Raw genomic sequence first — 13,389 nt, 5'->3', positions numbered from 1 at the left:
GCCAGGGGAGGCACGGTTTTGGCAGGAGGCGATTTGGGCTCCGAGAAGCAGGAGAGAAACGCAGGTGAAGAGCGTGTATGGAGAAGCGCTCTATGCGAGTGAGTGAGTCGGTGGTGTTGCCGTTGCCCCGTCGAATGGAGGTGATCGTGCTGGCTACGTTGTTGTTTACTGAGCAATATGGAGTGGGAGTCAAGATTGAGGTGCGCGGCCAGGTGCAGGGGAAAAGGCAGCAGGTGCATGTCTTGCGTGAGTGGGTGGAGGTGGGAGAGCCGGACATGGAGCTAGACTTGTTGGGGCTGAATGATTCGGAGTATGCTGCGGGAGAGAATTATGATGAGGAAGAGGATGGGCTGAGGTGGGTCAACCCGACAGGCCCTGGTGAATACCGGTTGTCGGAGCGAACATAGCTCATTGGTGAAATGCGCAGCGAGCTGAAGGGAGGATTGGGGAGTGTCATGGTATTCTTTCAGACGCTGGCGAATGGAGAGAAGAAATTTGTGGCATGAGTGATCCGAACCGGGAAAACCAGCCTCAGGATGAGATTGGTCTTAAGCTGGTACGTCGAGACTGGACGATCTATGATGACCAGACCCAGAGGATGCTGGAGCGCATGCTCACCTGTTACGGGGAAGCAGCGGCTCAATGGATGTCGCAGGCGATCTGGCTTGAATTGAACTTGAGGGAAAGCGCAGCCACACAATGTATTGAGCGCCTCCAGAGGCAACTCGACGACACACGTGTCGTGCTTCATCTACAGGAGCAAGAGCTCGCTCGGCTCAAGGCAACCAAGGGGCGGAAGCGCATTCAAGAGCTCGAACAACGCTGCAGTGAACTGGAGGAGGCCTTGGCCAGGAAACCTGTCGAAGAAGCGGCTAAAAGGGCTGAATTGGTCGACGGCATCTTTCTTTCCGGCGAAAAAATTGAATTCCAAACGCTCTTCTCTGATGAAGGTGTGCTGGTAGAGCAAGGTTGGGATGGGTATTGCACCTTTTGCAATACAGCCTCGCCTGAAAGGCTCAAGATGGTGAAAGAGGCAATTACCCTGGTTCTGCATGGTAGAAAAGGACGAAAAAGGTTGGAAGCATTAGGATAAAACCAGGAAAGGATGTATGACTGTACAAAAACACATCACACGTTTTTAAGGTGGTGTGGTGTGTGCGTGGGTATCGGGACCTGCGCAGCAGGAGTGAAGGTGGATGATGTGAGGACGTTTCTGCTGGAGGGGGGCTTGAGCTGAACCTGGATGATGATAGGGGGAAGGGGAGAGCGGAGGGAGGAAGTCTGAGGTTCCCTGGAAGGCTGAAGCGTGCGGCTAAATTTCTTGTAGTCGGGGAGCAGGTAAAATTACTGCTGGACCTGATGGCAACCTCTGGTTTACAGGGCATGATTCTAATCATGGGGCTATTTTTCGGATGGCAGGATAAGACTTGAAAGAGGTAACAGGCGCCTATTCTCGCGTTGATATGGTGCGTGATTGATCCTAGAGAGCTAGACCCAGTCAGAAGAGTTGTTTTATACTACTGATGTTACCCCGCGAGTAAAGAGTTTTATCCATGGTATTAGCGTGAAAGAGCGAGTCCTGACGACCCGCTCTTTTTTTGCGGGTTGTGAGCAGGTGGGAATGCGAGAGCGCGTATGTTGTGGGAAAGGGATGTGTATGAGGAAGAGCAGCAGCAGCAGCTGAGTGCGTAGGGGAGTGGAAGCCAAGGGAGGAGAGAGGGATGCCTGCGGTGGCGACCGACAGTTGTATGGTCACTGCCTGTGATGGGTCACCTGGCGGAGAGTGTCTGTCGTCGTTGTGTGTTTTGGATGGAGGCTCTTGTTGACGTGAGAGAACCAGATCGCGAAGGTCGGCCGCGATTTGCAGCCGTGAGACTGGCGTAGCTGGGGTGAGAGGGTGTGTGTACCTATGCCTGGCCAAGGAGAAGAAGCGGACGGATGCCAGCGATAGTCTCATTTGGGCTGGAACGTTTTTCAAGAGAGGAATGGGTGTAGAGGTGAGCAAAGGGAGGCAGGAATGCGAAAAGAGGCGGTTGTCCTGAAATCTCCAGGGAGTGTGCGAGCGCTGCATGAGGCAGCCGATCAGTATCGAGAGCAGTTTGTCTGTATTGCGCGTGTGCATATCCGTGGGAGTGTGCGAGATGAGGATGGGATGGATCTTTTCCTGGAGGAGTGGCAAGAGGTTGTCGTGCTTAGTGATGTGCTGGATCTCGTGGGTCTGGGGGAGCTAGTGGTAAATGCCGTACCAAGTGAGCAGGTTTGGCCCTCCGACGTAAGCACTTGCCCTCCAATGTGAGCACTGGTACAAAACTACTTAAGCCAACCGCTTCACATCTGGGGTATCAGCAGAGAAGAGTGTAGATAACAACGAGATCTACATCCCTTTGAGGGGTCACAAGACTACGGCGGGCTTAGCGTATGTTTTGCCCGCCGTAATCTTGTGACCCCATATTGGGCAGGCCGACGTCACCTTGCTTGCCGATCGAGGGCCCACAGGTTTTCCGCTCGTGAAGATGTGTCGCGATCGCCAGTGGCATGATCTCTTACGAGTCTGTAAGGAACACACGTGTCAACGCAACATGGGCGAGAACTGGAGCCTGTGGTGCCGCTTTGATTTGTTCTTGCATCGTACGGGACAGCAGTGGTATGGGCGAGCAAAGGTCTGGCAAGAAGAGACGATTGAAGCCTTTGTCTCTGCCTGCTGGAAGGAGGAGTTCAAAGAAGGCTGAATCTTGATTTCTGATCAGCCCGCAGGCCGACGACGAGTCAAGGAGTACGCCCTGCGTATGCGGGTTGAGTCAACCTTTCAAGATAGCAAGAGCCGAGGATGGAAATTGGAAACAAGTCTCGTGACAGATCTAACTCGTCTGGATCGTTTGTTACTTGCCTTCCCAGAGCTGAATCTGCAACAATGGACCGGAAGTATGTACACCTGGTTGACTCATCCCCTTCTCGATCCGCAGAGCAGCGGCCGAGTGATCAAGGACAACTTGGAGTTGTGAGTAAGGCGGAAACCCTTGAATGACAAAGCCAGGAAGAGAAAAGGGACGTGGAAGCAAAATCTTACCTCCCACCAGCAGAATGGTTTATGCGTTTCATGGCTCGATGGGTCTGGCAGATGATTCGCGTAAATCGGGTGGCACGTCTCTTGCTCTCATCAACTATTCTTCTTGTTGGAGCACTCGCAGATTAGCAGGGATGGCCATAGAGAGGAAGATCAAGGCCATACTAAGAGCCTTCTAGCGTTTTGTCGTATTCCTGCGCCGATGGGGAGAGTTCAAGGATGAGGACGCTCCTGCTTACAGACGATGTCGAGGATCTGTACGTTCCCGAAGGAGACAAGAGGAGGATGTGATGGGAAGAAGGCGATCAATATACGTCCTTGGAACTCGCGGGCAGCGACGAGCGGAAGCGCGTCTACGTGCATCCGAGCAGCGTGATGAACCTTCACGAGCAACGACTATGGACAGGCTGAGAGGCAGTGTGCCTCTCTTTCACTGTATGCTGTTCGGTTTAGGGGTGTTACTCCTTGCCGCCGCTCTCATCATTGGCATCACCCTGAGCAACACGACACCCTCTTCGAATGCTGAGGAAATGTCGTTCTTCGCCAAGAATAATGCGGCAATGGCAAAAATGATGGTAGGGATGAAGATCAAACCATCTGGTGACGTGGATAGAGACTTCGTCGCCATGATGGTGCCGCATCATCAGGGTGCCATTGACATGGCAAAAGCTGAACTGAGCTATGGGCATAACGAGAAACTCCGCGCCATTGCTCAGGAAATCATCGTCACTCAGCAAGAGGATATTGCTACGATGCGGCTCGCACTCGTTGATATTCCTACATCTTCCTCCCAGTTCACCAGCCAGGATGAGGGGCCGTTCTTCGCCAAGAATAATGTGGCGATGGCAAAAATGATGGTAGGGATGAAGATCAAACCATCCGGTGACGTGGATAGAGACTTCGTCGCCATGATGGTGCCGCATCATCAGGGCGCCATCGACATGGCAAAAGCCGAGCTGATGTATGGGCATGATGAGCCTCTTCGCGGCCTTGCTCAGGAAATCATCGCCACCCAGCAGCAGGAGATCGTCGCGATGCAACTCGACGAGCGTGGGTGACCTCCTTCGTCTGAGTCATTTGTCTGAGTCGTTGTCCCATGAGCTATCTTTGATCAGCATATAACGGATATCTTCACACTGGACACTTATGCATGTATCGATAACAAATAGGAGTATCCACATGAAACACAGCTTTTTTACTATTGTGCTGATCACCATAACCCTGGTTATGGCATCGCTTATTCCCACGGCCTTTGTCTCTCCCCCAATTGCCTGGGCGGGGCAGGTTCCGTTTGGGACACCAACCTCTCCAGATATAGCCCTCAGCCACCGAGACCGCGTCTATACTGCGGACCAATGGTCAAACACCGTCACCGTCACCGATCCGGTCGACAACAAGCTCCTGGGTGTCATTAATCTGGGAGCCCCGACCCCAGCCAATCTCAACCCACTGTATACAGGGCAGTTGCTCGTGCATGGCATGGGCTTCTCACCCGATCATCACACCCTCCTGGTCGTTTCGATCGCCTCGAATTCCGTCGCCTTCATCGACACGGCAACCAATACCGTGAAACACGTCACCTATGTCGGACGCTCGCCTCATGAAGCGTTCTACACGCCAGATGGGAAGGAGGTCTGGGTGACCGTCCGTGGCGAGAACTACGTCTCCGTTCTTGATGGCGCCACGTATCAGGAGAAGGCTCGCATCACCGTGGCGAATGGACCGGGCATGACGATTTTTTCCCCCGATGACAAATACGGCTATGTCTGCTCCTCCTTCACTCCTGAGACCGACGTGATCACGGTCGCCGATCACAAGGTTATCAAGCGGATCCCCCAGGCTAGCCCGTTCTGCCCAAATATTGCGGCGACGCCGGACGGTAAACAGGTCTGGTACACATTGAAGGACACGGGTAGGGTGCAGGTGTTCGATGGCCAGCCACCTTTCTCGATGTTGAAAACGCTTGACACGGGACCGATTACCAACCATGTCAATATCGTCCACAATGCCCACGGCACGTTTGCCTATATCACAATCGGTGGGCTCAACGAGGTCAAGGTATTCCGCACCGACAACTTCGCTCAAGTCGCGACCATTCCGGTCGGCGCGTTGCCGCATGGGATCTGGCCGTCCGGCGATGGAACACGGGTCTATGTCGGGCTTGAAAACGGAGATAGCCTGGTTGCCATTAATACGCTGACCAACCAGGTGGTAGGGAAAAGCCCGATTGGGCAAGGGAGTCAGGCGATCACGTACGTGCCCAATGCCGTGCCGAGCGGTACTGGTACGCAGGGCCTCACATCGCTTGGCATCGCTAAACAAGCTACACATCTCTCGCTCGTGCCACTGAAGAATGGCAAGCCGGCAAAACTGGCAGCCGGACAGCAAGCCCCTACCAGTGTCTCGCTGTTTGATCAAGGACAGGTGCAGGTACTGCAAGCAGCCGTGACCGGGCTCGCCCCTAAGCAATCCTATGTGCTTGCGCTCTCCTCAGATCCAAATGGCAACGGCACGCTGGAGCCGCTGGAGGCCTTCATGACGAACGCAGCAGGAGCTGCTATTGTCAACACCATCGGCCCGATCCGACAAGTCGTGCAGGGGCAGAACAACATGCCACGCCGCTACCTTGTGATCTATCCTGGGACCGCTACGCAGCACGCAACGCCCGTGCAGGTCCAGGCGCAATGAGGAAGAAATGGTGCCATGATGGGGTCACAAGATTACGGCGGGCTTAGCATATGTTTTGCCCGCCGTAATCTTGTGACCCCTCAAAGGGGTGTAGATCTCGTTGTTATTTACACTCTTCTCTGCTGATACCCCAGATGTGAAGCGGTTGGCTCAAGTAGTTTTGTACCAGTGCTCACATTGGAGGGCAAGTGCTTACGTCGGAGGGCCAAACCTGCTCACTTGGTACGGCATTTACCAGTTAGGGATGGATGAGAGCGAGTTGCGCTGGGTCAGATTAGTTGGACCTAGTGCTGCTTTTGTTAAATCCACCAGTAACAAAAACAAGCAGGCTTATCGCATGATCCGGTTCTAGAAGCCAATCCGTTTTGCTACTGCACTTAACGAACGGAGCACTAGTGCTGCGTTCCTCATTGGTATGAATAAAACGCTGAATCAAGGTTTAGAACCAATGCAGGCATATTTTATCCATAGACTCTGCCTGGCAGTAATGATAGCGCCAATGAGGAACGCAGCACTAGTGCTCCGTTCGTGAAGTGGTGATAGAATCAGAAGAGAGGAAGGTGGAAAAGAGAAAGGAGCGCGAGAGATGCCGAAGATCCTGCGAGCGCGAGCAGCGCAAGATGAACGCGAAGAGAGGCGAGTGCGCAAACTGGCCGTCAGCCGGCATGGACCAGCGGATTGGATCCTGCATGCACAGATGGTCGTGCGCAGCTGGGATGGAGAACGCGTGGAAGCCATTGCGCAGGCCCTGCACTGTGACGCGCAGACCGTGCGCCGTCGGTTGCACCGCTTTGAGACAGGGGGGATTGAGGGGCTGGGTGATCGACCCAAAGCCGGCCGTCCTCGTCGCTTGACGACAGAAGATGACAGCCGGATCATTGCCCTGGCCAAGCAGCCGCCTCCCGGGCGGTTGGTCAGGTACACTGACGGAAGCCTGGAGGCCAGAGAGGAGCAAAAAGCCGTGCAGTGGAGCCTGGATGCACTGGCCCAGGCAGCCAAGGAAGCCGGGATTGCCGTGAAACGCAGCCAGATCCGTACGATCTTGCTGCGCGAAGGGGTGCGGTGGCGTCGGACCCACAGTTTGGGGGACCAGCGATGAAAAAGACGCGCGTCCCAAAAGGGTAGCGGTCGTCAGCCACTACACCGACCCACCCGCAGGCTCGACGACCATCTGTACCGACGAATTAGGGCCGGTCTTGCCCCGCAGCTTTCCCCCAGCACCTGGCTGGTCGCCGAATGGGCACCGGATCAAAGCGCCTCTGGAGTACAGCCGAGGACTGGAGAAAACCTGGATCTATGGGGCGTTGCGTGTGCGCGATGGCAAAGAACTCACCCGCTGTGCGCCCGCGCGCAACTCGACGAATTATATCGAGTTGCTCAAACTGATCGAAGCCGACAATCCAACGGGCGACATTTTCATTATCACAGATAATCTGAGCAGCCACAACAGCCTGGAAACCCGCACCTGGCTGGCAGAACATCCCCGCATCCACCACGTCTTCATTCCCAAAGGAGCGTGCTGGCTCAACCTGCAAGAAGGCTGGTGGCGGCTCTTCCGCCGCGATGCCTTCGCCGGCCAGAGCTTTGCCAACCCGAGCGAGATTGATCTGGCCAGGCGCGTGGCGACCGCGCAACTCAACCACCGAGCCAAGCCCTGGGTTTGGGGACGGCCTCCCAAGACTCGTCGCCACTATCGGCGGCTCTTTTCTTACCGCATTTAACGAACGGAGCACTAGGGAAGTACGGCTCTCGGAATTGGAGGAAGAGCATTGAAGAGAGAAGTATATCCTCACGAGAGGAACGGCTGCTGGTGGCGGCATGTCTGAAGGAGCAATTGCTCGTGGCAATTGGTTTCGGGAGCCAGGTTGATTGTCGCCGGAGCTGGTGAGTGACTCACTCTGGGGTCTCGCTTCGCGATCAGCTGCTGCTGCGTATCCACGAGACATTGTTGTGTTGCCTGGCAGCGATCTCTTGCTGTAGGGGCGGGTCAGGGTTGCCCATGCTGGCGCCCATATCGTTCGTGTGTGGAGCGGTTGCCTGGCGAGAATGTTTTCACCATTGCCGCGACCTTTGCGACGATCTCTGTCACCAAGGCGATGAGGACCAGTAGCAGTAGCCAGACAGGGGTATTTGCCTTGAATGGTTCCGCGAGGGGAATTGTTCGCTGTAGCGGTGCTCAGCCCTCGTCTTCAAGTGACTATCATTACTTGAATGAGCAATGGAGCGTGAGAGGGATCGGAGAGAAGCAGCAGTTGCTACTGGCTGTCTTCCCATAAATGGTGGCGTGCCTCTTGTTCAGGGCTTGGGAGGGCATTACTGGTGCGGTGGAGGGAGATCGCCCTGCTTTTGGCTGTGCTCTGGTTCTGCCCGTGGCTTGCGTGGTGACGGCGGGCGTGAGTTCCACAGTACCTATTTTGATGCACTCTTGTTACGCTATCATATCATCTCTCCAGGAAAATATGCGCTTCAAGAGAGGTTTTCTTTGTCACCTACCGGGTATCTCTCAAGAAAGCTTCCAGCCATTGCACAATCCGCGAAGGCGCATCTTCCTGTAAAAAGTGGCTCGCATCCTCTAGCTCATGCGTTTTTGCCTGTGGATAGAGGTGTTGCCACTGTTGAAGAACTGAGGGCGAAAGCACCGGGTCTCGCATTCCCCAAACGAGGAGGATAGGTACCTGACTAAACTGAGATAAACTCTGCTCGATCCGCTTCATCTCTGCGTACGAAACATCGGTTTCTTGAACGGGAATATCCCGCGACCAACAGAGCATCGCCAGGCGAGATTCAGGGGTAGGAAACGGGGCATGATAGGCTGCCAGGACCGTCTTGGTGAGATGTTCCGTGTGATGAGTTGTTCCTAAGAGAGCTGGCTCAAGATAGCCATGCTTCTTGAGCACAAAGACTTCTCCCCGTGGCGAGCGAATCAGCTCCAACAGGCGCGGGAACGGACCGCCAGGCCAGGGTGCAAACGCCCAAGTGTTCATGAGTACCAACCGTTTGATGCGCTCAGGGTGACGTGTGGCAAAGCCGAGTCCAACTGGTCCTCCCCAATCATGCAGGACGAGCGTGATGTCGCGCACATCCAGGTGCAGGAGCAGTCCTTCGAGATTGGCGATATGGCGTTCGAGACAATAGCGTGAACGATCTTGGGGAACATCCGACTTGCCCATTCCCATATGATCAGGGACAATACAGCGGTATCGACGTGCAAGAGGGGGGATAAAGTGACGATACAGATAGCCCCAGGTGGGATCACCATGCAGCATGACGATTGGCTCACCGCTTCCGACATCGACGAAGTGCATAGCGAAGCCGTTGCCAGCATAATACCGTGGGGGAAAGGGAAAGGTTCCCTCAAATGTCTCTTCTTCGATACTCAACATCGGTGTACTCCAAGCTTTCTGTCGGAAGAAGTCGCCTCCATGCAGTACCTCAAGCTTACCATACGGGGCAAGACCCAGGTAAGCGCCCCTCCTTCCATCATCTCCACCACCTTCTTAGCTTGGAGATCCGTTTGCTTGTTGATAGAGCAGGCCATTGGCCACTTCCACCTGCTGCTTGAGGATACAATTCTCCTCTTCCAGCTTCTTGACCCGCTGGCGTAAGGCTGCGATCATCACGTCTTTTGAGGCGGAGGATGCCTGTTCTCTTGGCGGGATTTTGACCCGCACTGCTGGTACCTGCTGTACCCGCAGGTGCATGATGCGTTGCTTGAGCGCCTCGTTGCCATACAACTATGCCGTGGAGATCCCAGCCGTCTCGGCGACGGTCTTGAAATTGACGGGGCGCTGCTCTTTCAGGAGATGAACAATGGCCGTCTCAGCTCGTCGAGCAGTCTCTACGGCTTTTTGCTGCGCGTGTGTGCTTGCGTTGCCAGAGGCTGAGGAAGGAGAAGTAGTTAGTGAGGGTCTCTTCAATTTGCAGCGTCGCTCCCTGGACTAAAGACTTCCTGCTCACCACCAATGTGTGGTTTCTCCTGGTGGCTCTCTTGCTTCTGGTCAAAGCACTCTAGCGCATGCCAGGAAACCTGAAGCATACGACGATGTGAACTATTGCTTGCTTTGTGTACGGACACTCTCGCCCAAACAGAGCAGAGGAAAAAATATCCCAGGAAAACGGCTCCTCTGGTTCCAGAAGCGTTTTCAATCTATAGTTGATCAAAGCATAACCATCTATTGCAATGATTATCCTTCTCACTTTAACCTACGCCTGTTTACCAAACAGCGGACTAGGCGGGAGGATGCACTACGAGCATCCTATGCACCTCTCTCTACTGAGAGAGGTTCACTCGTGAGATGATTCCAGGAACATCTCTGGGGGATCCCAGAAGCTCAACTGGACGGGAGGCCCGGCATCCTGGATCCTCTGCTGATTCTGCTGTTTCCACGCTTCATGCCGCGTCATGAGGAGCGCCTTGACCTCCGAGGTCGAGCGACATGCCGCCAGTTTCCGATCCCCCCAGCGTCCCGCGAGCGTCTGTGCGGCTTTGCGGTCGGCCTGGTCTGCGTAACCACAGACCAGGCACTTGAAGGTTTTCTGGTTCGGCCGATTAGCGCGATCGACATAATGGCAGCAGGGGCATTCCTGAGAGGAATAGGCGGCTCGGACCGTGTGGGCTGCCATGCCCTGTTTGGCGGCGGCCCAGGCCAGCTGCTCTGGGATATGCCCCAGGTGAGAAGCATACAGATAACTGTTCATCACCCTTGCTTTGAAGCGCATCGAGGCCACATTGAGGTCCTCATAAATGAGTCTGGCATCTCGATGATCTTTGACCAACGCATTGACCGCCCGGTTGATCTCTTGCTTGACGTGACGGCTCAAGCGTTGCGACGTTTCAGAACTTGTCGAAGGAAGCTTGCCCTTTGGGACGCCTTTCTTTTCCAGACAGGCTCGCAGTTTCGCCTTGCGGCGACGCTTTTCCCGATCGTGCTTGTGCTGTCGGGCCATCTTGCCATGAAAACTGCCATACGCTTTATTGGTGGAGGTCGTGAGGAAATGGGCAATGCCCACATCGACGCCTACTGTAGGGGCGTCAGGCTTGGTTTGAAGAGGAACGTCCTCGTCAAAGGAGAGCGTCAGCCACCAGACTCCATTGCGCTTGTGAAGTGTTGTGGATGCATTGAGCGTGCGGCCTTCGAGTGCTCGTTTGTGATAGGAGGCGAGTTTGACTGGGACTCGAAGCGGATTCCCGACATCTAAGGTGGACACGCGCAGCCAGTAGTCGAACGTGGAGTCCTCCGACTTCTCGAGCACCACCACGTTGACATTGGCTTGGATGACTGGCACACGCAGCACAGGGAGATCCCATTCGGTCCAGGTCGGTTCGCGGCGTTTGAAGGCGGACATCCGGCCTTCCGCCTGAGCCTTGGCCTGAGCGTAATCAGCCACATCTTCCAGGTACGCCTGATAGGCGTTCGCTCGATTCGTGCGAACGCTTTTGGCAATGCCTGCGGCTTGCTGTATTGCCACTCGATGCAAGCGGTCGGAAAGATCGGTTTTGAAGACGGTTTCTTGGTACTTGTCCGGGCTTGTCTCGGCCTCGCAAAACAGGGTGGTGTACTGTTGGCACAGCGGCAAGTAAACCGCCACAAGCTGATCGAGCGCCTCAAGTTTGCCAGGATTGGCCTCAATGAGACGGATATGGGTCACCGCTCGAGTGATGGTCTGCTTCGTCTTCTTTTTGCGCTTGCGCTTTTTTTTCTCATCAAGCGAGGCTTTTTGGGGCTTCTTGCTCACGGGCGGGTCCATTCTGCTGCAAAGCCGCTAGCACTTGTTCCGTCTTGCGTTTGGCTCGTCTGCGACCATAAAGACGAGCGCAAAACGAGGGAATGATGCTGATAAAATCGCCCATGAGATCATCTTCGGCAGTATCAGCGGTGTTGACGATGACCAGTTTCCGTCCTTGCATAGCCAACAAGGTCTGAATATAGGCCACGCCAAAGCGAGAAGCGCGATCTTTGTGTTCAACCACGATCTGCCCGATTTTGGGATCTGCCAGCAGCGCCAGAAACTTGGGCCGCTGATCGTTGATGCCACTGCCGCACTCTTTGACGACTTTGCTGACCGACCAGCCTTGGGCATTGCACCAGGTCACCAGCCGCTCGGCTTGCCTTTCCAGGTTGTCTTTGTTTTCGCTGCTTGAAACACGAGCATACACAGCGACGGCGTGGACCGGAACCGAGCGAAGCTCCGGCGGATCAATGATCACGGTGCCGGTGGGCAATTGATAGCCGGGAATCTGGCCGCGTTTCCACATACGCCAGGCGCTGTTATAACTGATCCCAATCTTCTTGGCATAACTCGATAACTTCATACATCCAAGTATACTCTATCTGCTTGAGATATGCAAGAGATGATGATACTTTGTGATGGTTGCTTATACAAAATGGATACTTCCTCTCAGCCGGTTGGCCCTCTTGGTATCCTGAAAGCGGGAGGAAGATGGTTTGGAGCAGAATGCGTGAGCCGCCAAACAACCGTCACATGCATCTTCCCTCTTGAGGAACAGAGGACGTTCTTGAACATCATACGAACATTCCTTCTCTCCAGAGAAGGACGAGAAAAGTGGAGGAGATACCACATGCAAGACATCATTCGTACAGAGCTGATTCTGTCTCAATCATCCTTCAGCCATACCCTGAACATTCCCATCGATAACGTTGATATCGCCTCCTGGTTGTTCAATCGATAGATTTCACAAAGAGAGGAAAAGGAAAGAAATGACCGAAGACACACACAATGATCAAGTTCAGAAAGACACGTTGAACGTATCATCCTTGGGTGAGAGTGCATCGTTTGATGCGAACACCTTTCTTGTTGTGCCGCCACGTACATTTGACGAATTGAGGATCGGTGACATATTTCGCGCTCCCTCCCGCACGCTTACCGATGCTCATTCAGCCGCATTCCAGACCGTTTCCGCAGATAATCATCCCATTCATTACGATGTTGAGTGGGCGCGCAAGCATGGGCATTCGGCCCCAGTCGTTCATGGCCTGCAAGTGCTCGCATTCACTGCGCCTGGGGCAACCCTCTTCCCACATTTTATCGGCGAAAGCTTTATCGCATGATGAGGACACCCACTGAATGGTCCCAGTGGAGAGGACATGGCTGCCAAATGGTCCCGGCAGAGAGGACAATAGAGATCTAGGAGGCATATAGCATAGATGTGGGTGGACAAGCAACGACCCTCTAATCATCGATGTGCCCAGGAGGGCTGCCAGGGGAAGGACAATCTTGCTTTATCAGTCAAGCTGTGTGGAGAAAAGAGCCTTTCCCCAGCAGTGTTTCTTGAGCAGGCTCATCCTGCTCAGCTCTTGTTTGAGAGAGCTTACCAAAATCTTAACATATAAGGAGAAATACGGAGAGAATGAAACGCTAAATTGAGCGGAGTGAGTGTGTGTGGGAGCCAGGGAAGCGGAGCAGAGTGGTAGGGAGGGTGGAAATAAAACATCGAGTGAACAGCAAGGGAAGCAGCAGCAGTGTGCGAAGGGGAAGGGGGAAGAGCGTTTATCCGGAGGGTTTGAGGGGAGCGTGGCCGCAGTTGGCAGGAGGGAGAGACCGGAGGGGTGAGGGTGGAATACATGTGATATCGCATCGAATAGCATGTAGCCATAGAGGGAGAGGGTGGCGATGGT

General features: G+C 54.3%; 16 protein-coding genes and 1 pseudogene. 12 read left to right on the top strand and 5 right to left on the bottom strand.

Features of this window, described 5'->3' with window-relative positions; translation table 11 throughout:
* Positions 1–77 precede the first annotated feature (77 nt).
* The 11 genes and pseudogenes from KRAC_RS01780 (at position 78) to KRAC_RS74325 (ending at position 8,028) form a co-directional block, all read left to right on the top strand.
* Complete coding sequence (locus KRAC_RS01780; protein ID WP_075164141.1) at positions 78–407, top strand: hypothetical protein; 330 nt, start codon at positions 78–80, stop codon at positions 405–407.
* A 95-nt stretch (positions 408–502) separates the two neighbouring features.
* Complete coding sequence (locus KRAC_RS01775) at positions 503–1,093, top strand: hypothetical protein (RefSeq protein WP_007904027.1); 591 nt, start codon at positions 503–505, stop codon at positions 1,091–1,093.
* A 924-nt stretch (positions 1,094–2,017) separates the two neighbouring features.
* Positions 2,018–2,296, top strand: coding sequence for a hypothetical protein (locus tag KRAC_RS01770; RefSeq protein ID WP_007904026.1), 279 nt, complete (start codon positions 2,018–2,020; stop codon positions 2,294–2,296).
* A gap of 175 nt (positions 2,297–2,471) precedes the next feature.
* Entirely contained in the window at positions 2,472–2,729 is a 258-nt protein-coding gene (locus KRAC_RS75245; RefSeq protein WP_244421924.1) for a hypothetical protein, read from the top strand.
* Positions 2,730–2,732: 3 nt separating this feature from the next.
* Positions 2,733–3,002, top strand: coding sequence for a hypothetical protein (locus KRAC_RS75240; protein ID WP_157506259.1), 270 nt, complete (start codon positions 2,733–2,735; stop codon positions 3,000–3,002).
* 47 nt (positions 3,003–3,049) lie between these two features.
* Positions 3,050–3,193, top strand: a complete 144-nt coding sequence (locus KRAC_RS73540; protein WP_169460844.1) for a hypothetical protein — start codon at positions 3,050–3,052, stop codon at positions 3,191–3,193.
* A 290-nt stretch (positions 3,194–3,483) separates the two neighbouring features.
* Positions 3,484–4,122: a DUF305 domain-containing protein gene (locus tag KRAC_RS74330; protein ID WP_211221231.1), complete on the top strand. Its 639-nt coding sequence runs from the start codon at positions 3,484–3,486 to the stop codon at positions 4,120–4,122.
* Positions 4,123–4,243: 121 nt separating this feature from the next.
* The gene (locus tag KRAC_RS01750; RefSeq protein WP_007904024.1) at positions 4,244–5,752 is read left to right on the top strand and encodes a YncE family protein; all 1,509 of its coding nucleotides are present in this window, start codon (positions 4,244–4,246) and stop codon (positions 5,750–5,752) included.
* A gap of 586 nt (positions 5,753–6,338) precedes the next feature.
* Positions 6,339–6,851: a helix-turn-helix domain-containing protein gene (locus tag KRAC_RS75235; RefSeq protein ID WP_244421923.1), complete on the top strand. Its 513-nt coding sequence runs from the start codon at positions 6,339–6,341 to the stop codon at positions 6,849–6,851.
* A 64-nt stretch (positions 6,852–6,915) separates the two neighbouring features.
* Positions 6,916–7,473 (top strand): annotated as a pseudogene (locus KRAC_RS75230) (transposase); the annotation flags it as partial.
* Positions 7,474–7,785: 312 nt separating this feature from the next.
* The gene (locus tag KRAC_RS74325) at positions 7,786–8,028 is read left to right on the top strand and encodes a hypothetical protein (protein ID WP_157506258.1); all 243 of its coding nucleotides are present in this window, start codon (positions 7,786–7,788) and stop codon (positions 8,026–8,028) included.
* Between the two features lie 213 nt (positions 8,029–8,241).
* Here the strand turns inward: KRAC_RS74325 and KRAC_RS01735 are convergent, their stop codons facing one another.
* From KRAC_RS01735 to KRAC_RS01715, 5 genes are all read right to left on the bottom strand, one after another.
* The gene (locus tag KRAC_RS01735; protein WP_007904023.1) at positions 8,242–9,135 is read right to left on the bottom strand and encodes an alpha/beta fold hydrolase; all 894 of its coding nucleotides are present in this window, start codon (positions 9,133–9,135) and stop codon (positions 8,242–8,244) included.
* A 114-nt stretch (positions 9,136–9,249) separates the two neighbouring features.
* On the bottom strand, positions 9,250–9,486 hold the full coding sequence (locus KRAC_RS01730; protein ID WP_040441743.1) for a hypothetical protein: 237 nt from the start codon (positions 9,484–9,486) through the stop codon (positions 9,250–9,252).
* Positions 9,487–9,669, bottom strand: coding sequence for a hypothetical protein (locus tag KRAC_RS01725; RefSeq protein ID WP_040441741.1), 183 nt, complete (start codon positions 9,667–9,669; stop codon positions 9,487–9,489).
* Positions 9,670–10,036: 367 nt separating this feature from the next.
* Complete coding sequence (locus tag KRAC_RS01720; protein WP_040441739.1) at positions 10,037–11,488, bottom strand: RNA-guided endonuclease InsQ/TnpB family protein; 1,452 nt, start codon at positions 11,486–11,488, stop codon at positions 10,037–10,039.
* Positions 11,457–12,065 (bottom strand): IS607 family transposase, encoded by a 609-nt coding sequence (locus KRAC_RS01715; protein ID WP_007904019.1) that lies wholly within the window; start codon positions 12,063–12,065, stop codon positions 11,457–11,459. The genes KRAC_RS01720 and KRAC_RS01715 overlap by 32 nt, the downstream gene beginning before the upstream one ends.
* Before the next feature lie 406 nt (positions 12,066–12,471).
* Here KRAC_RS01715 and KRAC_RS01710 point away from each other — a divergent pair, with 406 nt between their 5' ends.
* A complete protein-coding gene (locus KRAC_RS01710) occupies positions 12,472–12,822 on the top strand; it encodes a MaoC family dehydratase (RefSeq protein WP_007904012.1) in 351 nt (116 codons plus the stop codon).
* Positions 12,823–13,389: the final 567 nt, after the last annotated feature.

Origin of the sequence: Ktedonobacter racemifer DSM 44963 (assembly GCF_000178855.1) — a bacterium.
Taxonomy (GTDB): Bacteria; Chloroflexota; Ktedonobacteria; order Ktedonobacterales; family Ktedonobacteraceae; genus Ktedonobacter; species Ktedonobacter racemifer.
This window is presented reverse-complemented; position numbering and strand designations above follow the sequence as displayed.